General features: G+C 71.2%; 22 protein-coding genes and 1 pseudogene. 13 read left to right on the top strand and 10 right to left on the bottom strand.

Features of this window, described 5'->3' with window-relative positions; all coding sequences use genetic code 11:
* Positions 1-3: 3 nt before the first annotated feature.
* The gene (locus AW271_RS27230) at positions 4-453 is read right to left on the bottom strand and encodes a DUF3307 domain-containing protein (protein WP_062340627.1); all 450 of its coding nucleotides are present in this window, start codon (positions 451-453) and stop codon (positions 4-6) included.
* Positions 454-537: 84 nt separating this feature from the next.
* Positions 538-1,194, bottom strand: coding sequence for a Crp/Fnr family transcriptional regulator (locus AW271_RS27225; protein ID WP_062340463.1), 657 nt, complete (start codon positions 1,192-1,194; stop codon positions 538-540).
* 92 nt (positions 1,195-1,286) lie between these two features.
* Between AW271_RS27225 and AW271_RS27220 the strand changes: the two are divergent.
* A pseudogene (locus AW271_RS27220) lies at positions 1,287-2,480 on the top strand (RNA-guided endonuclease InsQ/TnpB family protein); the annotation flags it as partial.
* Between the two features lie 35 nt (positions 2,481-2,515).
* On the opposite strand, the gene AW271_RS27215 reads toward AW271_RS27220, so the two are convergent.
* Complete coding sequence (locus tag AW271_RS27215) at positions 2,516-3,397, bottom strand: LLM class flavin-dependent oxidoreductase (RefSeq protein ID WP_062340462.1); 882 nt, start codon at positions 3,395-3,397, stop codon at positions 2,516-2,518.
* Positions 3,398-3,549: 152 nt separating this feature from the next.
* On the opposite strand from AW271_RS27215, the gene AW271_RS27210 reads away from it, so the two are divergent.
* Entirely contained in the window at positions 3,550-4,641 is a 1,092-nt protein-coding gene (locus tag AW271_RS27210) for an MFS transporter (protein ID WP_275935784.1), read from the top strand.
* A gap of 17 nt (positions 4,642-4,658) precedes the next feature.
* Here the strand turns inward: AW271_RS27210 and AW271_RS27205 are convergent, their stop codons facing one another.
* Both AW271_RS27205 and AW271_RS42535 read right to left on the bottom strand, forming a co-directional pair.
* Positions 4,659-5,564: a hypothetical protein gene (locus tag AW271_RS27205; RefSeq protein ID WP_157554673.1), complete on the bottom strand. Its 906-nt coding sequence runs from the start codon at positions 5,562-5,564 to the stop codon at positions 4,659-4,661.
* Positions 5,565-5,571: 7 nt separating this feature from the next.
* Positions 5,572-5,853, bottom strand: coding sequence for a hypothetical protein (locus AW271_RS42535; protein ID WP_245653244.1), 282 nt, complete (start codon positions 5,851-5,853; stop codon positions 5,572-5,574).
* Between AW271_RS42535 and AW271_RS27200 the strand changes: the two genes are divergently transcribed.
* From AW271_RS27200 to AW271_RS27190, 3 genes are all read left to right on the top strand, one after another.
* Complete coding sequence (locus tag AW271_RS27200) at positions 5,734-6,711, top strand: NAD(P)-binding domain-containing protein (protein WP_245653242.1); 978 nt, start codon at positions 5,734-5,736, stop codon at positions 6,709-6,711. The two genes, AW271_RS42535 and AW271_RS27200, sit on opposite strands and share 120 nt — an antisense overlap.
* Positions 6,712-6,788: 77 nt before the next feature.
* On the top strand, positions 6,789-7,739 hold the full coding sequence (locus AW271_RS27195; protein WP_062340458.1) for an ATP-binding cassette domain-containing protein: 951 nt from the start codon (positions 6,789-6,791) through the stop codon (positions 7,737-7,739).
* 13 nt (positions 7,740-7,752) lie between these two features.
* Positions 7,753-8,577, top strand: a complete 825-nt coding sequence (locus AW271_RS27190) for an ABC transporter permease (protein ID WP_062340457.1) — start codon at positions 7,753-7,755, stop codon at positions 8,575-8,577.
* Here AW271_RS27190 and AW271_RS27185 read toward each other — a convergent pair.
* Positions 8,559-11,600 carry an AfsR/SARP family transcriptional regulator gene (locus AW271_RS27185; protein WP_063818131.1) on the bottom strand — a complete coding sequence of 1,014 codons (3,042 nt, stop codon included), beginning with the start codon at positions 11,598-11,600 and terminating at the stop codon, positions 8,559-8,561. The two genes, AW271_RS27190 and AW271_RS27185, sit on opposite strands and share 19 nt — an antisense overlap.
* A gap of 37 nt (positions 11,601-11,637) precedes the next feature.
* Between AW271_RS27185 and AW271_RS27180 the strand changes: the two genes are divergently transcribed.
* Entirely contained in the window at positions 11,638-12,498 is an 861-nt protein-coding gene (locus tag AW271_RS27180) for a DUF4429 domain-containing protein (RefSeq protein ID WP_062340456.1), read from the top strand.
* Between the two features lie 23 nt (positions 12,499-12,521).
* On the top strand, positions 12,522-13,388 hold the full coding sequence (locus AW271_RS27175; RefSeq protein ID WP_062340455.1) for an aldo/keto reductase: 867 nt from the start codon (positions 12,522-12,524) through the stop codon (positions 13,386-13,388).
* Here the strand turns inward: AW271_RS27175 and AW271_RS27170 are convergent.
* Positions 13,372-13,830, bottom strand: a complete 459-nt coding sequence (locus AW271_RS27170) for an NUDIX domain-containing protein (protein ID WP_062340454.1) — start codon at positions 13,828-13,830, stop codon at positions 13,372-13,374. The two genes, AW271_RS27175 and AW271_RS27170, sit on opposite strands and share 17 nt — an antisense overlap.
* A 104-nt stretch (positions 13,831-13,934) precedes the next feature.
* Here AW271_RS27170 and AW271_RS27165 point away from each other — a divergent pair, with 104 nt between their 5' ends.
* Positions 13,935-16,142: an MMPL family transporter gene (locus AW271_RS27165; protein WP_062340453.1), complete on the top strand. Its 2,208-nt coding sequence runs from the start codon at positions 13,935-13,937 to the stop codon at positions 16,140-16,142.
* Positions 16,143-16,190: 48 nt separating this feature from the next.
* Here the strand turns inward: AW271_RS27165 and AW271_RS27160 are convergent, their stop codons facing one another.
* The gene (locus AW271_RS27160; protein ID WP_062340452.1) at positions 16,191-17,042 is read right to left on the bottom strand and encodes a PD40 domain-containing protein; all 852 of its coding nucleotides are present in this window, start codon (positions 17,040-17,042) and stop codon (positions 16,191-16,193) included.
* 58 nt (positions 17,043-17,100) lie between these two features.
* Here AW271_RS27160 and AW271_RS27155 point away from each other — a divergent pair, with 58 nt between their 5' ends.
* Positions 17,101-18,309 (top strand): MFS transporter, encoded by a 1,209-nt coding sequence (locus AW271_RS27155; RefSeq protein WP_062340451.1) that lies wholly within the window; start codon positions 17,101-17,103, stop codon positions 18,307-18,309.
* Here the strand turns inward: AW271_RS27155 and AW271_RS27150 are convergent.
* On the bottom strand, positions 18,261-18,995 hold the full coding sequence (locus tag AW271_RS27150) for an MBL fold metallo-hydrolase (RefSeq protein WP_062340450.1): 735 nt from the start codon (positions 18,993-18,995) through the stop codon (positions 18,261-18,263). The two genes, AW271_RS27155 and AW271_RS27150, sit on opposite strands and share 49 nt — an antisense overlap.
* A gap of 222 nt (positions 18,996-19,217) precedes the next feature.
* On the opposite strand from AW271_RS27150, the gene AW271_RS27145 reads away from it, so the two are divergent.
* The 3 genes from AW271_RS27145 (at position 19,218) to AW271_RS38965 (ending at position 23,210) form a co-directional block, all read left to right on the top strand.
* Positions 19,218-19,997, top strand: a complete 780-nt coding sequence (locus tag AW271_RS27145) for a putative RNA methyltransferase (RefSeq protein WP_062340449.1) — start codon at positions 19,218-19,220, stop codon at positions 19,995-19,997.
* A 138-nt stretch (positions 19,998-20,135) separates the two neighbouring features.
* Positions 20,136-21,908, top strand: a complete 1,773-nt coding sequence (locus AW271_RS27140) for a S9 family peptidase (protein WP_062340448.1) — start codon at positions 20,136-20,138, stop codon at positions 21,906-21,908.
* A gap of 87 nt (positions 21,909-21,995) precedes the next feature.
* Positions 21,996-23,210, top strand: coding sequence for an MFS transporter (locus tag AW271_RS38965; RefSeq protein WP_083977295.1), 1,215 nt, complete (start codon positions 21,996-21,998; stop codon positions 23,208-23,210).
* On the opposite strand, the gene AW271_RS42960 is transcribed toward AW271_RS38965, so the two are convergent.
* On the bottom strand, positions 23,097-24,635 hold the full coding sequence (locus AW271_RS42960) for a PP2C family protein-serine/threonine phosphatase (RefSeq protein ID WP_275935781.1): 1,539 nt from the start codon (positions 24,633-24,635) through the stop codon (positions 23,097-23,099). The two genes, AW271_RS38965 and AW271_RS42960, sit on opposite strands and share 114 nt — an antisense overlap.
* Positions 24,636-24,737: 102 nt before the next feature.
* Here AW271_RS42960 and AW271_RS27130 point away from each other — a divergent pair.
* On the top strand, positions 24,738-25,550 hold an 813-nt coding region (locus AW271_RS27130), incomplete at its 3' end, for a HAMP domain-containing protein (RefSeq protein ID WP_157554671.1).

Here is a 25,550-nt window from a genome sequence, read left to right as displayed (position 1 = left end):
CCCCTAGACGATGATCAGTGCCGAGACGAAGAGCCAGGCGAGATGCCAGGTCTGGTCAAGAACATACGCCCCCGTCCCGATCGACGGGTTGTCGTCGTGGCCGGGGCGCGGCACGCCGAGCGCGGCGAACCGGCCGCGGCCGGTCTTGGCGGCGAGCCACTGGATCGGCCAGCGGCGGTCGGCGATCCAGTGGGTGACGCCCGTGACGGCCAGGCCGATCGCGACGTCGGCGGGGGCGAAGACCGCGCCGAGCTGCCAGACCAGCACCATCAACCCGGCGAAGGCCAGCACGACGTGGGTCAGGACGTGGGTGGTGTTGGCCAGCCGTCCGGCCCAGCCGGGCTGGATCTTGGTACAGGCCTGGTGGTCGGTCTGGATCCAGTGATCCACGATCATGTGGGTCGTGTAGAGCGTGACATAGACGGCGGCGAACTCCGCCAGGCGGTCGCTCATGTCCACATCCGTCCTTCCAGCACCATTCCCCAACATGATCGACAGTAGGGCGGGCTGCCGGGAAGTTCTGTGAACCAGTACTCACTACGACTGACGTGCGCGGCGCCGCAGTCCGTCCATGTCATTGATAAGTACGCGCCGGCGGCCCGTCTCGATCAGACCTCGATCACGCAATCCACGCAGCGCCTTGTTGACCGCCTCCCGGGAGGAGCCCACCCAGCTGGCCAGTTCGTCCTGGCTGAGGGGCAGTTCGAGGCTGACGCCGCCCGGCACCGGCTCCCCGTAGCGCTCGGCCAGCTCGACGAGCCGGTTGGCGACCCGGACGGCGGTGTCGAGCACGCCGTACTCGATGCGTTTGCGGTCGGCGTCGCGCAGGCGTTCGGTGACCGTACGCATGATCAGCACCGCGACACGGCCGTTCTCGCGCAGGAACCCGGCGAAGTCGCGGATGGCCAGGCCCTCGACCGGTTCGACCGCGGTGACGGTCGCCGACCGGGGCTCGCCGTCGATGGAGGCCATCTCGCCGACGACGGCTCCGGGGCCGCGTACGGCCAGCACCACGTCGGTGCCCGATTCGGACGCGGCCGAGATCTTCACCTTGCCCGACAGGACGAGCAGCACCCACGTCGAGGGGTCGCCCTGGGTGAAGACGATCTCGCCCCGGCCCCAGGTGCGGGTCCGGCCGCGGGTCCGCAGGTCGATCTGTTCCTCGGGGGTGAGCTTGGCGAACAATTCCGTCATCAGAACTCCCTCCGCCCGATGAGACGGATCTTGGAATCACAGGATCGAACATGTGTACGATTCCGGCTCGGTTGTGATTTAGATTGCTCACCATGGCGCACGTTGTGAAGCGGGCTTACAAGTACCGCTTCTACCCGACCCCCGGTCAGGCCGAAGAACTGGCCAAGACCTTCGGGTGCGTGCGCTTGGTCTACAACAAGGCCCTCGAAGAACGCATCCGCGTCCGCGAGGAGGAGGGCCGGAGTGTCTCCTACTCGCAGTCGTCGGCCGCGCTGACTGAATGGAAGCGCACCGGAGACCTGGCTTTTCTCAACGAGGTGTCGTGCGTGCCGTTGCAGCAGGCGTTGCGGCACCTCCAGGCGGCGTTCGCGCACTTCTTCGCCAAGCGCGCCCGGCATCCGGTCTTCAAGTCGCGCAAGAGGTCGCGGGCCTCGGCCGAATACACACGCTCGGCGTTCCGCTGGCGTGACGGCCGGCTCACCCTGGCCAAGATGGACGCCCCACTCGACATCGTGTGGTCGCGTCCGCTGCCCGACGGGGTGGAGCCGTCCACGGTCACGGTTTCGAGAGACGCCGCCGGACGCTGGTTCGTGTGCATTCTGGTCGAAGACGAGATCGCTCCACCTCCTCCGACCAACGTCACGGTCGGAGTCGACCTGGGCATCACCACTCTGGCGACGCTGTCGACCGGCGAGAAGATCGACAACCCCCGCCATGAGAAGGCCGACCGCCGCAGGCTCGCCAAGGCCCAGCGTGCCTTGGCGCGCAAGGCCAAGGGCAGCGCCAATCGCGCCAAAGCACGGCTTGTCGTCGCCCGTGTTCACGCCCGCATCGCCGACCGTCGACGCGACCATCTGCACAAGGTCACCACCCGGCTTGTTCGTGAGAACCAAACGATCGCCGTCGAAGACCTGAAGGTCGCCAACATGCTCAAGAACCGTTCGCTGGCACGCGCCGTCGCCGATGCGGGCTGGCGGGAGTTCCGGTCCATGCTGTCGTACAAGGCGGCCTGGTACGGCCGGGAGCTGCTGGTCATCGACCGCTGGTTCCCCTCCAGCAAACGGTGCTCGGCCTGCGGGGCCGTCACCGAATCGCTGCCGCTGGGCGTCCGGGAATGGGTGTGCGCCTGCGGCGCGGCCCATGACCGCGACGTCAATGCGGCTGCGAACATCCTCGCCGCAGGGCTTGCGGAGAGCTGAAACGCCTGTGGAGCCGATGCAAGACCTCAAGGAGACCCCCTCTCCGGCGGGCAATCGGCGGTGAACCAGGAACCCTCGCGGGCGACCGCGGGGATCCCCTTTCTTCTTGGGAGGGGAGTCTGTCAAGGCGCCCTTCTGAGTTCCGGCAGCACGTCTGCCGCCACCGCGTCGAGGACCGATTCGTCCCCGGCCCAGATGCCAGTCTCGCGCGGCCAGGGCGCGGCCAGGTCGGTGTAACCGAGTTCGGCAGACCTTCCTACAAAATCGCGATAACACTCGACACTCGACAACGAATAGACGGGGGCCGAGTCCGACTGCAGGAACCGCCGCACGCCCTCGCGCGGCCGGCCCGCGTCGGCCAGCGCGTCGTCGAACCGGCGCGACGCCTCGGCGACCGCGTCCCACCAGGCGCCGAGGGTCTCCTTGTCCCGTCCACCGAGGGTCACCCAGCCGTCGCCGAACCGGGCGGCCAGCGCCATCGCCTTCGGCCCGTCGGCCGCCACCAGGAACGGCACGCGGGGACGCTGCACGCAACCCGGCGTGTTGCGCGCCTCGACCGCCTCGTAGTAGTCGCCCGACCAGGACACCCGCTCCTCGCGCAGCAGCAGGTCGAGCAGTTCGACGAACTCGGCGTAGCGGGCGTACCGGCTGGCGGGTTTCCAGCCCAGGACATTGGAGTCGTAGCCGCCCCCGCCGCCCGCGCCGATCCCGAGCGTGAAGCGGCCCTCGGAGAGGTCGTCGAGGGCGGTCAGCTCGCGGGCGAACGGCACGGGGTGGCGGAAGTTGGGGGAGGCGACCAGCAGGCCGATCTCCATGGTCGAGGTCACCATCGCCGCGGCCGACAGGGTCGGCACCGAGCCGAACCACGGGCCGTCGATGAGGGTGCGCCAGCCCAGGTGGTCGAAGGTCCACGCGTGGGCGAAGCCGTAGGCCTCGGCGGCTCGCCAGCGGCGTTCGAGCTCGGGGCGGCGGTGTTCGGGCAGGATCGTGATTCCGGCACGCATGTATCCATCGTGACACGCGGGCCAAATCCCCACATTTCCGATCGGTCTTCTAATCTGGTCGGGTTTGCGTCCCCTCCCTCCCTGACCGATCGAGAGGACACCTGTTGGCCCCCGACCTCACCAGGGCCCGATTAGGCACGACGGCGTCTTTCGTGCTGTGCGGAATCATGTCCGGCACGCTGACCGTGCGCGTCCCGGCCATGACCGACACGATCCACCTCACCAAATCGCAACTCGGCATCGTCCTGCTCGCGTGGGCGGTCGGCGGGCTGCTGGCCATGCAGGGCGCCCGGCCCATGCTGCGCCGGCTGGGCAGCGGCCGGTCGCTCACCCTGTCGATGCCGCTCAGCGCGCTCACCCTCACCGGCGTGGCGCTGGCGCCCGACTACGTCGCGCTGATCGCCTCGGCCGCCGCGTTCGGCGTGGCCGTGGGCCTGTTCGACATCTCGATGAACGCCCAGGGCGCGGTGGCCGAGAACGCCTCGGGCCGGTCGCTGATGAGCGGGTTCCACGCCGGGTGGTCCATCGGGGCCATCGCGTCGGGGGTCATCGGGATCGGCGCGATCAGGCTGGGGTTGTCGTTCCGCGACCACCTGATCCTGGTGGCGCTGGCCAGCCTGCCGGTCGCGGCGGCGCTGGCGCGCACGTACCTGCCCGACCCGGCCAGCGACGACGGCGACGCGGCGGTGCGCCGGCGGCTGCCGCCGGTGGTCTACGTGCTGGGCGTGGTGGTGTTCGCCGCGTTCATGATCGAGGGCATGGTCGGCGACTGGAACGGTCTCTACCTGCGCGACGTGCTCGGCGCGCCCGAGTCGCTGGCCGCGCTCGGCTATCCGCTGTTCGCCGGCGGCATGCTGGCCGCCCGGCTCGCCGGCGACCGGCTGCGCAGACGCTACGGCGCCGCCGCGTGCCTGCGCTTCGGCGGGCTCGTGGTGGCGCTGTCGTTCGGGGTGGTGATCACGGCGCCGGTGGCCGAGGTCGCATTGGTGGGACTGCTGGTCGCCGGGGTGGCGATGGCCACCGTGATCCCGTTCGCGCTCTCGCTGGCGGGCGGGGCCGACCCGGCGCAGTCGGGGCCTGCCATCGCGCAGACGGCCGCCATCGGCTACGCCGGGCTGCTCCTCGGACCAGTCCTGATCGGGTTCCTCGCCGACGCGACGTCGCTTCGGCTGGCCCTTTCCGTGGGACTGGTCCTCGGAGCGGTGATCTGGTTGTCAACCCGCTATCTACCGGCCGACTCCTGAGAAATCAGGAGTGAATCTCAGGAGTGGGCCAGGCAGCTCGACGAGACCGTCACGACGGTCGGCAGGCTGCCGGTGTTCATGAACTGCATCTGCCACTGGGCGCCGCTGGCGGCGCTGCGGATGGGCGCCATCGGGACGCCCTGGCTGAGCAGCGGAACGGTCCACGAACCGCCGACCAGCGTGCTACCCGCGGGGCAGCTGCCGCCGTTGACCTGAGCGCCCAGCTGCGGGAGCAGGGTCACCGGCTTGCCGGCGACGTGCACGACGCCGGTGATGGTGGTAGCCGAGGCGGCCGGACCGGCCGAGCCGCCGATGGCGCCGCCACCGAGGTCGTCGTCGTCCTCGAAGCCGTCTTCCTCTTCGAAGCCGTCATCGCCGGTCTCGTCGTAGAAGTGGCCCGGCAGGCAGTGACGGTCCGAAGTGCTCACAGCGCGACGCTCGGCCGAGATGCCGGCGTCCATGCCCTCGTTCCAGTCCATGCGAGGAGCGGTCTGAGCGCTCTGCATGCCCTCGAAGTGGTGGCCGTGGTGGCGGTGGTGCTTCGGCTTCTTGTGGTGCTCGTGCAGGTGGTGGATGTGCTTGTTCCAGCAGCGGTTGTGGATGATGTGGTTGTCGTGCTTGTGGTGGTGGTGCCTGTGCACGAAGTGGCGCTTGTGGTGGTGGTGCTTGTGCAGCCAGTGCTTCGTGTGGAAGATGCGGTGGTAGTGGTGGATGTGGTGCCATTCAATCTTCGGGCGAATGCGGATGTGCCGCTTCTTCACCCGGTACTTGATCACCTTGACTCTCTTGGCTTTCTTGTACTGCTTAACCGGTGCGTGGCCCATGATCTGGGTGTCGGAGACCGGGGCAGCTTGCGCGGGAAGCGCGACGCCCATGAAACCGAGGCCCATGATTAGGGCGATCATGTACGTTCCGTACCTCATGTGCCGATCATGCAATATCCGGACGGATCTCCTTTGGCAGCACACACAAAGCCACGGGAAAGCTCGGCCAGTAAATGCCCCTTAAATCGGGAAGTTTCACGGGGTTGCGTTGGTTGAGTGAGTCGTGATCGATGTCGATGTTGTGGTGATCGGTGCTGGTCAGGCCGGATTGTCCGCTGCGTACCACCTGCGGCGGTTCGGATTGTCGCAGGTCGTGCTCGACGCGGAGGGCTCCCCCGGCGGGGCGTGGCGGCACCGATCCCCCACGCTGACAATGGATCGCGTGCACGGGATCTTCGATTTGCCGGGCATGTCGCGCCCTTCCGCCGACCCGGGGCGGGCGGCGGCGGAGGCCGTACCGGAATATTTCGCCGCTTATGAAGCTCAAATGGGTTTGGACGTCATGCGGCCGTACAAAGTGGGAAAAGTCGAGCCGGGTTTCACGGTCGACGGGAAATGGCGCGCCCGCGGAATCGTGAACGCCACCGGCACGTGGACCCGCCCGCATTGGCCGTTCTATCCCGGGCGTTTCGAAGGCGGGCAGCTCCACTACGCGTCCTATGATGGCCCGGCGGATTTCGCCGGCCTGAACGTCGTGGTCGTCGGCGGCGGGCATTCCGCGATGCACGTCCTGTCGGAGGTCGGCGCGGTGGCCGCCTCCACGCTGTGGGTGACACGCCGGGAACCCGACTTCCGTCCCGAGGGCTTCGACGGCCGCGACGCCGTGGCGCTCGTCGACGAACGGGTGCGCGCCGGGTTGCCGCCCCAGAGCGTGGTGAGCGTGACCGGCCTGACCTACACGCCGGTCGTCACCGAGGCCCTCGAACGCGGCGTGCTGACCCGCCGCCCGATGTTCACGCACCTGGTGCGCGACGGCGTGTCGTGGGGCGACGAGGTCTTCCCCGCCGACGTCATCGTGTGGGCGACCGGCTTCCGCGCCGACCTCCGCCACCTGGCCCCGCTGAAGCTGCGCCGCCCCGGCGGCGGCATCCGCATGGACGGCACCCGCGTCGTGGCCGAGCCGCTCGTCCACCTCGTCGGCTACGGCCCCTCGGCCAGCACGGTCGGCGCGAACCGGGCCGGCCGCGAAGCCGCCCGCGACCTGGCCCGCCGGCTGGCGCCGCACACCTCGCTGAGAGCCGGCTGAGACGCCGCTGAGGGCCCGCTGAGGCGTGACAGCCCGCTGTGCGCCGGATGACAGCGGCGGGCTCCACCCTGGGAGGCATGGAATACGCATTCGAGGCCCGCGGCCTCGTGAAACGCTACGGAAAGACGACCGCCCTGGCGGGCCTCGATCTCTCCGCCCCGCAGGGGACCGTGCTCGGGGTGCTCGGCCCGAACGGGGCCGGCAAGACCACCGCCGTCCGGATCCTCGCCACGCTGCTGCGCCCCGACGAGGGACGCGCGTTCGTGGGCGGCCTCGACGTCGTCAAGGACGCCGCCAAGGTCCGCCGCCTGATCGGCCTGACCGGCCAGTACGCCTCCGTCGACGAAGACCTGACCGGCCTGCAGAACCTGGTCCTCATCGGCCAGCTGCTCGACCTCCGCAAGAGCGAGGCGATCGCCAGGGCCACCGAGCTGCTGGGCGAGTTCGGGCTGGCCGACGCGGCGACGCGGCAGGCCAAGACCTACTCGGGCGGCATGCGCCGCCGCCTCGACCTGGCCGCCAGCCTCGTCGGCCGCCCCGACGTCATCTACCTCGACGAACCCACGACCGGGCTCGACCCCTCGAAGCGCGACGACGTGTGGAACATCGTGCGCGGGCTGGTCAAGGACGGCGTGACCGTGCTGCTGACCACGCAGTACCTGGAGGAGGCCGACGCGCTGGCCGACGAGATCACCGTCGTCGACCACGGCCGGTCGATCGCCCACGGCACCCCGGCCCAGCTCAAGCAGATCGTCGGCGGCCAGACCATCCTCGCCCGACCGGCCGACCCGGCCCGCCTGGCCGAGACCGAGGCCATCCTCACCGGCGTCTCCGGCCGCCCGGCCGAATCGCCCAGCCGCGGCGTGGTCACCGTGCCCGTCGACGGCGACGCCCAGTTCACCGAGGCGGTGGCGCGGCTCGCCCAGGCCGGCGTCTCCGTCACCGAGCTCTCCCTGCGCCTGCCCAGCCTGGACGAGGTGTTCTTCACCCTCACCGGCCAGCGCGCCACCGACGAAGAAGCGGCCTGAGAAGGAGCCCCCCATGACGACCACCACCCTCTCCCCCGTCCAGCCCCCGAAGCCCGCCCCCACCCGCGCGCAACCACGCCCTTTCGGGCTGGTCAGACATAGTCTCGCCCTCGCGCGGCGGAGCTTGATAAAGACCATCAGGACACCCGAGCAACTGCTCGACGTGACCCTCCAGCCGATCATCTTCGTGGTGCTGTTCGTGTTCCTGCTCGGCGGCGCCATCGCCGGCGACACCCACCAGTACCTGCAGTTCCTGCTGCCGGCGATCCTCGTGCAGACCGTCGTGTTCGCCTCGGTGGCGACCGGCGTGAGCCTCAACACCGACCTCAAGAAGGGGGTCTTCGACCGGTTCCGCAGCCTCCCGATCGGGCGGTCGGCGCCGCTGATCGGGTCGGTGCTCGGCGACCTGATCCGCTACGTCGTCGCCACGCTCTCCCTGGCGATCTGCGGGCTGGTGCTCGGTTTCGACCTGGTCAACGGCATCGTGCCGGCGCTCGCGGCCGTCGTCATGACCATCGGGTTCGCGTTCTGCCTGAGCTGGGCGTTCGTCCTGCTCGGCATGGTGCTGCGGGAGCCGGGCGCGGTGCAGGGCGTGGCGTTCCTGACGATGTTCCCGCTGACGTTCGGCACCGGCATGATGGCCCCGGTCGACACCCTGCCGGGCTGGCTCCAGTCGTGGGTGCACGTCAACCCGGTCGCCCACGCGATGGAGGCCGCCCGCGGCCTCATGATCGGCGGGCCGGTGGCCGGTCACGTCGTGTGGGTCGCCGCCTGGGGCGTCGGCCTGATGGCGGTCTTCGCGCCGCTGGCGGTCCGGGCCTACCGGCGCAGGACCTGATCGATGGCCGCCGCCCGGTCGAGGGCCGCGCCCTTGCCGTAGGCGTCGTGGTAGGCGTCGTCCCCGAGGGTCTCCCGCAACTGGGCGGAGACCCGGAAGACGTCGGGGTTGTACGCGTCGGGGGCGCCCCGCAGCTGCTCGCTCGCGCCGAGCGTGCGGGCCGCCCCTTCGGCGTTCCCGCGTACGGTCTCGACCTCGGCGGCCAGCACGCCCACCCGGGCCAGCACGGGCCGGTCGCGGGCCGAGTCGGCCAGTCCGGCGGCCTCGCCGGCGGCCGAGGCGGCGGCCTCCAGGTCGCCCTCGGCGATGGACAGATGGCCCAGGCACGTCAGCACCAGCGCCCGGAACTGCGGCGACACGATGCCCGAGTCGTCGATCGCGGCGGCGGCCCGTTCGTACTGGAACCGCGCCTCGGCCAGGTCGCCCACCTCGCGGGCGAGGTCGCCGAGGCCGATCCGGGAGAAGGCGGCGTCTCTGATCGACCACTCGGTCCGGCTCGACTCGGCCATCAGCCGCAGCTCGTGGCGGGCGCCGTCGACGTCGCCCTGGCGGCTGCGGGCGGTGGCCAGGTACATGCGCTGGTGCCCGGCGTCGTCGTCGGGGTTGAGCAGCCGGGTCAGCTCGATGGCCTCCTCCAGCGACTTCACCACCAGGTCGAAGTCGCCGAACAACATGGCGGCGTCGGCGATGAACGTGAGCGCCTGGGCCAGCCCCCACCGGTCGCCGACCTCGCGGAACCCGGCGGCGGCCTGGCCCAGGTCGGCCAGCATGCCGCTGGGGTCGCCCTCGTTCTCCAGCATGAACGCTCGGAACATCAGCAGCATGGCCCTGCTCCACGGTTCGGCCACCGCGAGGGCCCGGTCGATCGCGGCCAGGCCCCCTTCGGTGTCGTCCTGGAACAGGTGGTAGATCGGGCTGATCAGGCAGAGCAGCGGGTCGTCGTCGACGTCGGCCTCACGGGAGATCTCGCCGAACCGGGCGATCAGCCCCTCGACGTCCTCGATCGGCTGGCTCATCAGCGAGTTCAGCAGATACATCATCGTGGTGATCAGCCACGCGTTCCGGTCGATGTCGCCGTCGAGGTCGAGCGCCGACTTGAGCCAGGGCACCGACTCCGACCGGCGGCCGGTGATCATCCAGAACGTGCCGAGGGCGGCGGTCATCCGGGTGGCGGTGGCGGCGTCGCCCCGCTCGATGGCGTAGTGGAAGGCGGCCAGCAGGTTGTCGTGGTCGGTGCCGAGGACGCGGATCCAGCTGAGCTGCCCGTGGCCGCGCATCTGGCCGCCGCCCTGCTCGGCCAGGTCGAGGAAGTAGCGCGTGTGGGCACCGCGGACCTCGTCGACCTCGCCGCGTTCGGCCAGGCGTTCGAGGCCGTATTCGCGGATGGTCTCCAGCATCCGGTAGCGGGGGCCGTCGATGAGCTGGAGCAGCGACCGGTCGACCAGGGCGGCCAGCAGGTCGAGCGAGCCGCCCACCGCCTCGGCCGCCTCGGCGGTGAAGCCGCCGGGGAACACCGCGAGCCGTTCGGCCAGGTCGCGCTCGTCGTCGCCGAGCAGGTCCCAGCTCCAGGCCACCACCGCGCGGAGCGTCTGGTGCCGGGCCATCGCGGTACGGCTCCCGCCCGTCAGCAGCCGGAACCGGTCGTCGAGCCGGGCCGCCACCTGCTCGACGGCGAGCGAGCGCAACCGGGCCGCGGCCAGCTCGATCGCCAGCGGCAGCCCGTCGAGGCGGCGGCAGATCTCCCGCACGACCGGCGTGTTGGCCTCGGTGAGGGCGAACCCGGGACGCACCGCCTCGGCCCGATCGAGGAAGAGCCGGACCGCCGGTTCGTCGGCCAGCGGCGGCACCGGCCAGAGCGACTCGCCGAAGATCCCGAGGGCCTCGCGGCTGGTGGCCAGCACCGTCAGCCGGGGGCACAACCCGAGCAGTTCGTCGGCCAGCCGGGCGGCGGCGTCGATGAGGTGCTCGCAGTTGTCGAGCAGCAGCACGCCCTCGACGCCCGACAGCACCTCGACGATGCGGGCGACGGTGCTCTCCTGCGTCTTCGTCTGCCCCGCGCCCACCGCCGCCAGCACCGCCTGCGGCACGTCGTCGGGGTTGGTGACGGGGGCCAGCTCGACCAGCCAGACCGGCCGGTCGAGCCCGGCGGCGACCGTGCTGGCCAGCCGGGTCTTGCCGGCCCCGCCCGGCCCCACCAGGGTGACGAGGCGGCTGTCGGCCAGCCGCCGGGCGATCTCGGCCATGTCGTGGTCGCGGCCGACGAAACTGGTCAGCGGCGCCCGCAACACCGGACGCCCCCGGCGCGGCGCCGGCTCCTCGCGCAGCACGGCCAGGTGGGCCTCGCGCAACTCGGCGCCGGGGTCGACGCCGAGTTCGTCGGCCAGGGCGTGGCGGACCTCCTCGAACACGGTCAGCGCCTCGGCCCGCCGCCCCGACGCGGCCAGCGCCCGCATCAATAGAGCGTGCACGCGTTCGCGCAGCGGATGGCGGGCGGCCAGGTCGCGCAGCTCGGAGACGACCGGTTCGGCTTCGAGGCGGTCTTCGGTGGCGGTCAGCCAGGCCTCGTCGAGGCCGTCGACGGCGGCGTCGGCGAACGGCGCGTCGGCCACGTCGGCCAGCGGCCGCCCCCGCCAGAGCGCGGCGGCCTCGCCCAGGAGCCCGGCCGCCCGCCGGTGGTCTCCGGCGGCCAGCGCGGCGCGTCCGCTCGCGGCCAGGGCGGCGAACCGGTGGGCGTCGACGTTCTCCCTCGGCAGCGTCAGCCGGTATCCGCCGGGTTCTGAGCGCAGCGCCGCCGGGTCGGGCAGCACCCGGCGCAGCCGCGACACGAGCGACTGGAGGGCGTTGGCCCGGTCGGCCGGGGGCGCCGCGCCCCAGAGGGCCTCGGCCAGTTCGTCGTGGGTGATCAGCCGGCCGGGGTCGAGCGCGAGGCGGACCAGCAGAGCACGGAGGCGGGCCCCGCCGATCGTCACGGCCTCGCCCCGGTCGGACCGCACTTCCAGCGGCCCGAGAATCCCCACGTGCATAACCCCCACTGTGCCACCTGATGCGTAGGATCCGGCCATGACCGAGGTGCTCGTAAGCGACGGCTCGTGGACCTTCAACGGCGACGTCATCCGGATCGTGCCGGCCAAGGAACGCGGGGTGAACAAGCTCCGCCAGGCCCTCGGCGAGCTCGTGGTGCCGCTGGCGGCGGTCGCCGGCATCGCCTACCAGCCCGCCCGCAAGGGCGGTCAGCTGCGCCTGCGCATGCGCATGGGGGCCGACCCCTTCAGCCACGCCACCGGCGGACGCCTCCCCGAGTCGGCCGACCCCTACCGGCTCACGATCGACGCCGACCGGACGGGCGCGGCCGAGTACTTCGCCGACGAGGTCCGCGCCGCGCTGCTCGCCGAAGGGGTGCCCGACGGGCCCACCGACCGCTTCCTGCTGCCCGGCCCCTCGGTGCCGCTGACCGCCAACGCCTCCGACGGCCTGATCAGCTTCGACGGCGACGTGATCCTGATCGAGTTCAACTGGGCCGCCGACACCACCAAACGCAAGGCCGGGCCGCAGCGCATCCCGCTGACCGAGCTCGCGGCCGTCGAGTGGATCCCCAACGCGGGCCTGGAGAACGGCCGGCTCAGGTTCACCCGCAAGGACGAACCGTCCACCCGCCCGCCGATCAAGTACGACCCGTCCTCCGTCGTCCTGTGGGGCCTCGACAAGGAGACCCGCACCGTCGCCCTGCTGGTGACCGCCGTCGTGGCCCGGCTGCCCCACCCGCTGGCCGAGCCGCCCGCGATCGAGCCCGAGCCGCCGAAGGAGGACGACCACGACGTCGTGCTGCGCCGCCTGCGGGAACTGGGCGGGCTGCACCGCGACGGGGTGCTGACCGACGAGGAGTTCGCGCTCGCCAAACAGGCGCTGTTGAAGCGACTCTGATAGCCCTGACTAGCCTGAGGGGCATGAATACCCGCCGCATCGGAAGCCGCCAGGTCAGCGCCATCGGCCTTGGCGCGATGCCCATGTCCACCGCCGGCCACATGCCCGACGAGGCCCAGTCGATCCGCACCATCCACGCGGCCCTCGACGCCGGGGTCACCCTCATCGACACGGCCGACGCCTACACGCCCTCGCACACCGACGTCGGCCACAACGAACGCCTGGTCGCCAAGGCCCTGAACAGCTGGGGCGGCGACGCCGGGTCGGTCCTGGTCTCCACCAAGGGCGGGCACACCCGTACGCCCGGCGGCGGCTGGGGCAGGGACAGCCGCCCCGAATACCTGTTCCAGGCGTGCGACCGCTCGCTGAAGGCCCTCGGGGTCGAGTCGATCGGCCTCTACTTCCACCACCGGCCCGATCCGCAGGTCCCCTACGAGGTGGCGATCGGCGCGATCAAGGACCTCGTCCAGGCCGGGAAGGTCCAGATGGCGGGCGTCTCCAACGCCAACCCGGAGCAGCTGCGGATCGCGCGGGAGATCCTCGGCGACGACCTGGTCGCCGTGCAGAACGAGTTCTCGCCCCGGTTCCGCACCAGCGAGCCGGAGATCGACGTCGCCGACGAGATCGACATCACGTTCCTGTCGTGGTCGCCGCTGGGCGGCATGGGCTCGGCCTCCGAGCTGGGCAGCCGGCACGCCGCCTTCGGCGAGATCGCCGCCGCCCACGGCGTGTCGCCGCAGCAGGTCTCCCTCGCGTGGCAGCTGGCGCGCAGCCCGCGCATCGTGCCGATCCCGGGCGCCAGCCGCCCCGAGAGCATCCTCGACTCGCTGAAGGCGCTCGATCTTCAGCTGTCGGACGCCGAGCTGGACCGCCTCAACTCAGATAGGTGAAGCCTCCCGACGCGCGCGCGGCGACGGAGGCGTGCAGCCGCCGGGCCTGCCACTCGGGCAGGATCTTGTCGGCCTCGGCGGGGGTGAAGAACCCCCAGTCGTCGAGCTCCTCCTCCTGGATGGTGATCCGCGCGCCGTCGGGCAGGGCCCCGCAGTCGAAGGTGAAGTGGACGAGCGGGAAGGGCCGCTCGTCCATCTCCGGCACCCAATGGACGACGAGCAGCCGCCCCACGGGGAGCGTCAACCCGACCTCCTCCCTGAGTTCCCGGGCGCAGGCCTCCTCAGGGGTCTCGTTCTCGTCGACGTGGCCGCCGGGCCAGCCCCACAGGTCGCGGTAGTTGGGTTTCACGAGCAGCACCCGGTCGTCGGCGTCGGTGACGAACCCGGCGGCGGCCGGGATGACGCGGTGGAGCCGGGCGTAGAACACGTCTGCGGGGATCACAGCCCTGAGGTTAGCCGGGGTTGTCCCCTAGCTCTCCGGAAGGAGGGCCGATCTCCCATCCACGCAGGAGGTTCCGGCGCCGATCGATTTCTACGGTCGTAGACATGGTTCGGAATCGGAACATCGCCGCCCGGGTGGGCGGCTGGAGCGCACGCCACCGCTGGTGGGCGCTGTTGATCTGGGTGGCGTTCGTGGCCGGCGCCACGTTCGTCGGGGGCGCCGTCGGCACGGCGGAGATGAAGTCCTACGAGAGCGCCAACGGCGACTCGCGCGCCGCCGGGCAGATCCTCGACGGCGCCGGGTTCGTCGACCCGGCCAGTGAGGTCGTGCTGGTGCAGAGCGCCACGGCGACCACCGACGACCCGGCCTTCCAGCGGGCGATCGACGACGTGAAGCGCTCGATCACCGCGACCGGCCTGGTCGCCGAGATCGCCTCCCCGGCCCCGGTCACACCGGACGGCCGGGCCACGTTGATCCAGTTCACCATGAAGGGCGACGCCGACACCGCCGCCGACCGGGTGAAGCCGCTGCTCGACGCGGTCGACGGCGTGCAGGCCCGGCACCCCGATCTGCGGGTCGAGCAGGCGGGCGGGGCCAGCGCCGACAAGCTGATCGGCGAGGCCATCGACGCCGACTTCGTCCGGGCCGAGCAGCTCTCGCTGCCGATCACGCTGGGCATCCTGCTGGCCGCCTTCGGCGCGATCCTGGCCGCGATCATCCCGGTGGCGCTCGCGCTGACCGCCATCGCCGGCGCGACCGGCCTGCTCGCCCTGACCAGCCAGCTGCTGGCCGTGGACGCCGCGACCACCAACGTCATGTTGCTGATCGGCCTGGCCGTGGGCGTCGACTACTCGCTCTTCTACATCATGAGAGAGCGGGAGGAACGGGCGAAGGGCCGCGGCAAGCAGCGCGCGATCGAGATCGCCGCCGGCACCTCCGGCCGCGCGGTGCTGATCTCGGGCATCACCGTGATCGTCGCCATGGCGGGCATGTTCCTGACCGGCAACGGCATCTTCATGGGCTTCGCCGAGGGCACCATCCTGGTCGTGCTGACCGCCGTGGTCGGCTCGCTGACCGCGCTGCCGGCGCTGCTGTCGCTGATCGGCGACAAGATCGACGCCCGCGCGTTCCACGGCACCGTCCGGGTGCTGACCCGGGGGCGGGTCACCTGGCGGCGCATCCTGGGCGTGCGGGGCGGCGAGAGCCGCGTGTGGGGCGCGATCCTGCGTCCGGTGCTGCGCCACCCGATCATCTCGGTCGTGATCGCGGGCGGCCTGATGATCGCGCTGGCGGTGCCCGGCCTGAGCCTCAAGCCCGGCCCGCAGACGATCGACGAGCTCCAGGGCGACTACAAGATCGCCGAGACGTTCAAGGCGATCGACCGGGCCTTCCCCGGCGGCAACGAACCGGCCGTCGTGGTCGTCAAGAACCCCGACACCGCCGCGATCGAGCGCCTCAAGGAGCGGGCGCTGGCCTCCGGCCACTTCAACGAGCCGTTCACGGTCGACGTCAACCCGCGGGGCGACGTCGCCCGGATCAGCATCGGCATCAAGGGCACCGGCACCGACGCGGTCTCGGAGAACGCGATCCACGAACTGCGCGACACGATCATCCCGGCCACCCTGCCGGGCGCGCACGTCACCGGCTCGACCGCCGGGTCGATGGACTTCAACGACCAGATGTCGGCCACCCGGCCGCTGGTCTTCGGGTTCGTGCTGCTGCTCGCCTTCCTGCTGCTGCTGGTCTCCTTCCGCTCCCTGGTGGTCGCGGTCAAGGCGATCCTGCTCAACCTGCTGTCGGTCGCGGCGGCCTACGGCGTGCTCGTGCTGGTCTTCCAGTGGGGGTACGGCGAGAGCGTGATCGGCTTCCAGTCGACGGGCACGATCACCGACTGGCTGCCGATGTTCCTGTTCGTCATCCTGTTCGGCCTGTCGATGGACTACCACGTGTTCATCCTGAGCCGGATCAGGGAGGCGTACGACAAGGGCATGCGCACCGAGGACGCGGTCGCCCACGGCATCCGCTCGACGGCCGGGGTGGTCACCAGCGCCGCCCTGATCATGGTGGCCGTGTTCGCGGTCTTCGCCACCTTGTCGCTGCTGACGTTCATGCAGATGGGCGTGGGGCTGGCGGCGGCGATCCTGATCGACGCGACGATCGTCCGCGCGGTGCTGCTGCCGGCCACGATGCGCCTGCTGGGCGAGTGGAACTGGTACCTGCCGCGCTGGCTGAACTGGCTGCCGAGGTTGTCGCACGGGGACGACGACGAGGACGAACTGCCCGCTCCGCACAAGGAGCCCGCGCTCGTCTAGGCAGGCCCCGGCACGGCCCGGCTCCGAGGGGGAGCCGGGCCGTCGCCGTCAGAGCACCCGCAGCAGCGCGTACTTGCGGTACTGGAACGGCTCGGAGATCTTCCGGACGACCTTGAAGCCCGGGGTGAGGATCACCACCGTGTTGCGGGTCGCGCCCTTGACCCTGACCGCGAGGTTGCCGTCGTTCAAATACATGGCCCCGATGAGGGTGCCCTTGACCGGCGGCGTCACCCGCTTGCCGGTCACGGTGTCGACGATGCGCGGGGTGTACCAGAGCGGCCAGGTGCCGTCGCCGCCCTCGGTGTTCCGTCCCAGCGCGCGGTAGACCACCTTGCGCCCGTCGGGCGACAACGACTGCACGTGGTTGGCCCGGCCGACGCCCTTGGCCTTGCGCGACTTGCCGGTGGTGACGTCGAGGACGTGCACGCCGTCGGTGGTGCCGGTGTAGCCCGCCAGGTAGCGGCCGTTGCCCGACCAGGCCAGGTGGCAGACGCCGTAGGTCCGGCCGACCGTCCTGCGGCCCTTGCCGTCGGCGCCGACGACCGCGATCGGGGCGCTGCCCTCGGTCGACATGACCGCGTAGGCGACCTTCGTGCCGTCGGGCGACCAGGCCGGGGTGGCGCACGGCGTGCCCGCCACCGCGCCCGACGCGACGACCTTGTCGACCCCGCCGGCCTTGACGTGCACCTTGCCGTTGATGTCGACGTAGGCGACCTTGCGGCCGTCCTGCGAGACCGAGAACTGGCCGTTCGGGTCGACGGTGTGCCTGGCGAAGGGCGTGTGGATGGTCACCCCGTGCTCGTACCGGTAGAACACCAGCCCCGACGGGAGCGCGGCCGCGGCGGGCGCGGCGGGAATGATCGCGACCAGGGCGGCGGCGACGGCGAGCAGTCTCTTCATGGCATGCGATCTTCGCACCGCCCGGAGGGCGAAAACGGTCGAAAGGTAAAATCGCCGCATGCCGGGGACGCGGAAGGCCTACCTCTACTGGGGCGCCGGAGTCGTCGCCTACCTCGTCGCGGTCTTCCACCGTCAGACCCTCGGCGTCACCGGCCTGGAGGCCGCCGCCCGCTTCGACCTCGGCGCCGCCGGCCTGTCGGCGCTCGCGATGCTCCAACTGCTCGTGTACGCCGCCCTCCAGGTCCCCGTCGGCATCCTGGTCGACCGCCTGGGCTCCAAGAAGATGCTGCTCGCCGGGGCGCTCGTGCTGGCGGCCGGCAACCTGGTCTTCGCCTTCGCGGGCAGCGCCACCGGGGCGGTCGCCGCCCGCGTCCTGATCGGCGCGGGCGACGCGGCGACCTTCATCAGCGTGATCCGCATCGTGAACCTGTGGTTCCCGCCCGGCCGCAACCCCCTGATGGTGCAGACCACGGGGCTGCTGGGGGCGCTGGGGGGCATCCTGGCGGCCGTACCGCTGATCTCGGCCCTGCACGCCTTCGGCTGGCGCGACACCTTCCTGGGCGCGGCGGGCCTGAGCGCGGTCGCCTTCGCCGTGGTGGTCGTGCTGCTGCGCGAGGCCCGCCCGGGGAGGACCGCCGAGGCGCGCGGGCTGCGCGCCGCCTGGGCCGAACCCGGCACCCAGCTGGGCCTGTGGTCACACGCCGCCACCCAGTCGTCTATGGCGGCGTTCCTGCTGTTGTGGGGCTATCCGTTCCTGCTCCAGGACCAGCGCATGTCGCCGAACGCGGCCGGGGCGCTGCTGACCACGGTCACCGTCGTGTCGCTGGCCTGCAACCCGGTCTTCGGCTGGGTCGCCGGCCGGTGGCCGCACCGCCGCTCGTGGATGGTGCTCGGCATCGTCGGGGCGACCGCGGTCGTCTGGACGGCCGTGCTGCTCTGGCCCGGCCCCTCACCCGTGTGGCTGATCGTGCTGCTCATGGTGGTGCTGGCCACCAACGGGCCCGGCTCGGTGATCGGCCTCGACTTCGCCCGCACGTTCAACCCGGCCGAACGCATCGGCGTGGCCACCGGCATCGTCAACGGCGGCGGCTTCCTGGCCACGGTCTCGCTGCTCGGGCTGATCGGCGTCGGGCTCGACCTGCACGGCGACTTCCGGTGGGCGCTGGTCGCGCAGTATCCGATCTGGGCGCTCGGCGCCTTCCAGGTGCTGCGTTACCGTCAGCGCACCTTCGTGAAGGGCTCGGCCAAGTGGGAGGTGGCCAGGTAGGTCGCCCGGCCGAGCACGACCTGGCGGCTGGTCAGCGCCCGCTCGGCGTCGTCGTCGTAGTGGTAGCCGATCGTCGGGTCGGCCAGCTGCACCGGGTGGTGCAGCACGTCGCCCGAGACGATCAGGTCGCCGACCAGGACCACCTGGTGGCCGGGGGTGTGGCCCGGGGTGTGCGCCACCCGGACGTTCTCGAAGAGGTCCCGGGACCCGTGCACGATCTGGAGCTGGTCGCCGAGCGGCTTGACGATGCGGTCGCGCATGAGCCCGCCGCCGGGCCAGTCGAGCTCGGCCTCCTGCAGCACGTGGCGCGCGTTGGCGAACACCGGGGCGCCGTCGGCGACGCAGCCGCTCACGTGGTCGCTGTGCAGGTGGGTGAGGATCACCGTGTCGACGTCGGCCGGGGCCACGCCCACGGCGTCGAGTTCCTGGAGCAGCCGGCCGGGGATGGGCGCCCAGCCCGCGGCGGGGCCGGTAAGGTCGCCGACGCCGGTGTCGACCAGGATGGTACGGCTGCCGGTGCGCAGCAGGAAGCAGTGGAAGTGGAGGATCCACTCCTCGCCGTCGGCGAACGACCCGCCGGGGAACAGTTCGGGCAGCGGCCGGGCGATGCTCGGCCCCATGGGCCCGACGGCATCACACAGCGGCGTGACCTCGACCCCGGCGAAGGTCATCGGTTCGTACGGCATTACCGCACTTTATTCTCCTACATGCGGTCATCGTGCATCATCGGGCCGAATAATCGAAGTTCACGTCGGCGGCGTACACGGCACGCTGGCACTTCGCGCAGCGGTAGACGATCGGGCCTTCGTCCAGAACGGTCCGACAACTCGGGCAGTTGCGTCTCTTCTTCGTCATACGGACAGTTCACCCCAGACTGGTTGCAGACGACTTGACGGGATACTGGACGGATGCTTGGAGACGTCATCGACCTGCTGGTCTGCCCCGTCTGCCGCGACGACCTGGCCCTCACGGAGGGCGCCGCGCGCTGCCCGCGCGGCCACTCGTTCGACGTCGCCCGGCAGGGCTACCTCAACCTGCTGAGCACCCCGGTGAAGGGCGACACCCCCGAGATGGTCTCGGCCCGGGAGACGTTCCTCGCGAGCGGCGCCTTCGCCCCGATCGCCGAAACGGTGGCCGCGCACGCGAAGGGCGTCGTCGGCGACGCCGGCGCCGGGACCGGCTACTACCTGGCGCGGGCGGTCGGCGACCGGGGCCTGGCCCTCGACGTCTCCAAGCACGCCCTGAAGAGGGCCGCCCGGGCCCATCCGAGGATCGGCGCGGTCGTCGCCGACGTGTGGAAACCCCTTCCGGTGCGCGATGCGGCGTTTGACACGCTTCTCAACGTGTTCGCCCCCAGGAACGCCCGTGAGTTTCACCGTGTCCTGAAACCAACGGGAACGCTGATAACGGTCACGCCAAACCCCGACCACCTCGCGCCGATCGTCGAACGTTTCGGTCTGTTGTCGGTCGACGACGAAAAGGACCGGCGGCTGTCCGACACCCTCGGCGACCACTTCGCACGCGACGTGACCGAGCCGGTGGCCGGCTGGCTCGACCTGACGGCGGCCGAGGTCATGTCGGTGATCGCGATGGGTCCGAGCGCCTGGCACGGACGGGTCGGCGAGGTGTCGGAGGGGGCCCGGGTGCGGATGTCGGTGCAGGTCACGGTGTGGCGTCCGAAAAGCTGAAAATGGTGCCCGCAGCCCTAGTGACCAATGGGGTTTTTCACCGTAAATTCCCACCTGAGATCCCCTGTTTGTCGGCCATTCCGGGGGCTGACGGGACATACTTGACCGCGACCGACGGCGGACCCGGGAGGAAAGCCGATGAAGGCCGAGGAACGCTGGCAGACCAGGTTCCGTTCCCCGCGTATGACGCTGCCCACCTGGGCTCGGCAGGCCCCGCACCACGCGGTCTACCGCAGTAACGCCTCCGGCACCTGGGAGATCTACGCCTGGGACCGGGCCACCGGCCAGAGCCGCCAGGTGACCGACCGGCCCAACGGCACGGCCCACGGCGACATCGACCCCACCGGCCAGTGGATCTGGTGGTTCGCCGACACCGACGGCGACGAATACGGCGTCTGGATCCGCCAGCACTTCCACGGCGGCGCGGCCCGCCCGCTCGACATCTCCCCCGGTCACCCGGCCGGGCTCGCGCTGGCCGCCAACGGCACCGCCGCCATAGGGCGTTCGTGCCGGCTCGGCTTCCAGATCCTGCTGATGGGCGAGGGCAGCGAGCCGACCGTGCTCTACCAGCACAAGGAGTCGGCCTCGGTGGCCGGCATCTCCCTCGACGGCTCCCTCATCGCCATCGACCACAGCGAGCACGGCGACGCCCGCCACCCCGCGCTGCGCGTGGTGAAGAAGAACGGCTCGGTCGTCGGCGACCTCTACGACGGCCCCGGCAAGGGCGTGCGCGGCATCCGCTTCTCCCCCGTCCTGGGCGACCGCCGCCTGCTGGTGCTGCACGAGCGCAGGGGCCGGCACGAGCCGCTGGTCTGGGACCCGCTGACCGGCGAGCAGCGCGAGATCTACCTCCGCGACCCCGGCGAGGTCACCGCCGACTGGTACGACGACGGCCGCGCCCTGCTGATCGTCAACCACCACCGGGGCCGCACCCAGCTCTTCCGCTACGACCTCGTCGGCGGCGCGATGACCCCGATCGAGACGCCCCACGGCGTGATCGAGTCGGCCGCCACCCGCCCCGACGGCACGGTCGAGTACTCCTGGTCGAGCGCCGCCCACGCCCCCGTGATCCGGTCGAGCCACGGCCACGTGGTGATGAGCCCCGGCCCGACCGCGCCCCCGTCGGTCCCGGTCGAGGACGTCGACGTCGAGGGCCCCGGCGGCTGGATCCACGCGATGATCTCCCGCCCCACCGGCCAGGCGGCCCCCTACCCGACCGTGTTCCTGCTGCACGGCGGCCCGTCGGCGCAGGACAACGACTCGTTCCTGCCCCACGTGGCGGCCTGGGTCGACAGCGGCTTCGCGGTCGTCCGGGTCAACTACCGGGGCTCCATCGGCTACGGCTCGGCCTGGCGCGACGCCCTCCACGGCGAGATCGGCCACATCGAGCTGGCCGACGTGTCGGCGGTCCGCGACTGGGTGGTCAACCGGGGCATCGCCGACCCCGACCGGCTGATCCTGGCGGGCGGCTCGTGGGGCGGCTACCTGACCCTGCTCGGCCTCGGCACCCAGCCCAAGGTCTGGAGCGCCGGCATCGCCGCCGTCCCGATCGCCGACCACCGCGCGGCCTACGAGGACGAGTCGGAGGCCCTGCGCTCCCTCCACCGCGCCCTGCTCGGCGGCTCCCCCGAAGAGGTCCCGGAACGGTACGCGGCCTCCTCCCCGATCACCTACGCCGACATGGTCGAAGCGCCGCTGCTGATCCTGGCCGGGGAGAACGACCCCCGCTGCCCGATCAGGCAGATCGAGAGCTTCATCGACGCGGTCCCGGGCCCGTGCCAGGTCTACCGCTACGACGCCGGCCACGCCTCCCTGGTCGTCGAGGAACGCATCCGCCAGATGCGCACCCAGATCGAGTTCGCGAGCAGGGTGATGGACGGCCGCAAACAACCCGCCACCCCAGGCCTCTGAGCCGCGGCACCGCCCTCGGAGCGGCGATGCCGAAAATTGGGCGCCGTGGGTGAAATAGGCGCGGATGCCCGCAGCGCTGTTCCGCGCATGCGCATCGCTCTGCTGGCTCTGGCGGTCAGTTCCTTCGGGATCGGGGTCTCCGAGTTCGTGATCATGGGTCTGCTGCCCGTCGTCGCGGCCGACCTGGACACCTCGGTGCCCGTCGCCGGGAACCTCGTCGCCGCCTACGCCATCGGCGTGGTGGTGGGCGCGCCCCTGCTCGCCGCCGCGGGCGTGCGGATGTCGCGCAAGCGCCTGCTCGTGGCCCTCATGGCCTTCTTCGTGGTGGGCAACCTGCTCTCGGCGCTCGCGCCGGACTTCGGGTGGCTGACCGCCGGGCGGTTCGTCGCCGGGCTGCCGCACGGCGCGTTCTTCGGCGTCGCCTCGGTCGTGGCGGCCCGGCTGGCCAGGAAGGGCCGCGAAGGCCGGGCGGTGGCGAGCATCCTGCTCGGGCTGACCCTGGCCAACATCGTCGGCGTGCCCGGCGCGACGCTGCTCGGGCAACATCTCGGCTGGCGGGCCACCTTTCTCATGGTCACCGCCATCGGGGTGCTCGCGCTGGTCGCGCTGGTGCTGCTGATTCCGTACACGCCGCCGGAACCGCACCAGAGCCTCAGGCGCGAGCTCCGGGCCTTCCGGAACCGCAAGGTCCTGCTGTTCCTCGGCACCGCGATCTTCGGTTTCGGCGGGGTCTTCGCCGCCTACGCCTACCTGGCGTCGATCACCACCGAGGTCATGGGCCTGCCCGAGAGCGCGGTCCTGTGGATCCTGGCGCTGGCCGGCGTCGGCATGACCATCGGCGTGGCCGCCGCCGGGCCGCTGACCGACCTGGCCGCCCGCCCGACCGCCTACGCGAGCCTCGCCGGGCTGGCGGCCGTTTTGGTGATCTTCGTGGTCTGGCCCGCGCCGGTGATGGTCGTCGTGATCCTCGCCGTCGGCTTCCTGATGACCGCGCCGCTCCAGACCATGGTCATCCGGTACGCCGACGACGCCCCCACCCTGGCCGCGGCGTCGAACCACTCGGCCTTCAACCTCGCCAACGCGGGCGGCGTCTATCTGGGCGGGCTGGCCATCGCGGCGGGCTGGGGCTGGATGTCGTCGGCTCTGGTGGGGGCCGCCCTGGCCGTGGTCGGCCTGGGGGTGATGCTGCTAGAGCGGCTCGACCGGCGCCCGGAGCACGAGGATGGCCAGGTCGTCGGCGCTCGGCTCGGGCGCGAAGTCCTGGACGGCGCGCCTGATCCGCTCGGCGACCGCGCGGGCTGACAGGTCGACGCACTCGGCCAGGAGCTTGGCCAGCCCGCCCTCGTCGTCGAGCAGCCGTGAGCCCTGCCGCCGCTCGGTCACCCCGTCGGTGACCCCCAGGAGCACGTCTCCCGGCTCCAGATGGATCGAGTCGGCCTCGAACTCGGCCTCGGGGAAGACGCCGAGCAGCGACTGCGGCGAGCCCACGACGTCGACCACGCCGCTCGGCCGCAGCCGCAGCGCTTCCGGATGCCCGGCCGACACCAGCCGCATGTCGAGCCCGTCGGCGGCGATGGTGATCTCGCCATGCAGCAGGGTCAGGAACCGGGCCCGCTCGCCCTCTTCGAGGATCGCCTGGTTCAGCCGCTCGACCACGGCCGCGACGCCGTAGCCCTCGCGGGCCAGCAGCCGGATCGTGTGCCGGGCCAGGCCGGTCACGGCGGCGGCGACGGGGCCGGTGCCGCAGACGTCGCCGATCGCGAAGCGCCAGACGCCGTCGCCGATCGGGAACAGGTCGTAGAAGTCGCCACCGACCTCGTTGGTCTCGCCCGCCGGTTCGTAGATCACGTAGGAGTCGAGGCCGGGGGTGCGGGGCTCCTCGGGCGGCAGCAGGCTGCGCTGCAGCGCCCGGTTGGCCGCCGCCTGCTGGGCGTAGAGGCGGGCGTTGTCGAGCGCCAGCGCGGCCCGGCGGGCCAGGTCTTCGGCGAGTTGGAGGCTCTCGTCGGGGAACCGGTCGCGGCGCCCCAGGCACATGACGCCCAGCCGCCGCCCCCGCGCCGTCAGCGGGAACCCGAGCGCCTGGGTGCCGTCGACGCTGAGCACGGCCGGCCCGTCGGCCGACGGCAGCACCACGTCGGCCAGCCGCGCCCGCAGCGCGTCGCTCTGGGCCTCGTCGGCGTGCCAGAGGTAGTCGAGCCGCAGCGGCCCGGTGCCCTGGTCGGCCGTGTAGACGGCGCACCAGGAGGCCAGCCGGGGCACCACGATCTGGGCGATGATCGCCGGCACCATGCCGGGGTCGAGCGTGCCGGCGAGCAGATCGCTCGCGTCGGCCAGGAACCCCAGCCACCCGGGGCTCGGCGTGGGTTCGGTCCAGGCTTCTTCCTCCGGTACGCCGCCACCGCCCGGCAGGTCGAGCCGCGCCCACCGGACCCGGGAGTTGCCGGAGAACGAAACCCCCCAATCGGCCGCGTCGAGTGGCGGACCGTAGTCATGACCGCGCTCGATGACCTCAAGCTGGATAGAGTCGCCTTGGTGGAGCCATCTCACCTCGAACGACTCGCCGGAGACCCCTTCGACGAGCGCCCGGGTGAGCCGCTCGGCCTCGGCGCCGACGGGCATGGCGGCCCACGCGGTCATCACCTCCTGGGTGAACCGCTTCGCCGCCGGAACGGCCGTCTCGCCCGTCGTGAACGACGCCGCGAGCACGGCACGTGGAGAATTCGCCACTGCACTCGTGCTTACCACAATTCGCTCTGACGCGCGGTCAATCAACGGCCGGTGGAGCTACCACGGAACGTGACAGACTGGGCGTACACGTAAGGAGGCCCCATGACGCGTGCGGACGTCGAACCGGCCCGGACCGAACGCAGTTACACCGAGTCTGATCTGAAGCCGCTCCTGGACACGCTGACCGTGTGGCGAGACGGAGACTTCCGCCGGAGAGTCCCGCACGCCCCGCCCGGCATCCTGAGCGAGATCCGGTTGCTGCTCAACGAGGTGGCCGACCGCCGGGAACACCTGGCCAACGAGCTCGCCCGGGTCCGCCGCGAGGTGATCAAGGAGGGCCGCTTCGGCGAGCGCCTGACCCCCGGGCCCGGCGTGGGCTCGTGGGCCGAGAGCGTCGAGTCGGTGAACGGCCTGATCGACGCCCTGGTCACGCCCGTGACCGGGGCCGCCGACGTGATCGACGCCGTGGCCAAGGGCGACCTGTCGCAGCGCATCGACCTCGACCGGGCCGCCCGGGGCGAGGTGCGCCGTCTGGGCAAGGCGATCAACGGCATGGTCGACCAGCTGGCCCTGTTCACCGGCGAGGTGACCCGGGTGGCCCGCGAGGTCGGCACCGAGGGCAAACTCGGCGGCCGGGCCAACCTGCGCGGCATGTCGGGCAGCTGGCGCGACCTGACCGAGGCCGTGAACACGATGTCCAGCCGCGTCTCCGCACAGGTGCGCGACATCGGTGAGGTCACCACGGCCGTGGCCAACGGCGACCTGTCACGCAAGGTGACCGTCGACGCCGTCGGCGAGATGTTCGAACTCAAGATCACTGTCAACACGATGGTGGACCAGCTTTCCGCCTTCGCCGAAGAGGTGACCCGCGTCGCCCGCGAGGTCGGCACCGAGGGCAAGCTCGGCGGCCAGGCC

The sequence above is a fragment of the Herbidospora sakaeratensis genome, from assembly GCF_001570525.1.
GTDB lineage: Bacteria > Actinomycetota > Actinomycetes > Streptosporangiales > Streptosporangiaceae > Herbidospora > Herbidospora sakaeratensis.
The sequence above is the reverse complement of the archived record's forward strand: the minus strand, read 5'-3'. Positions and strand labels throughout refer to the sequence as shown.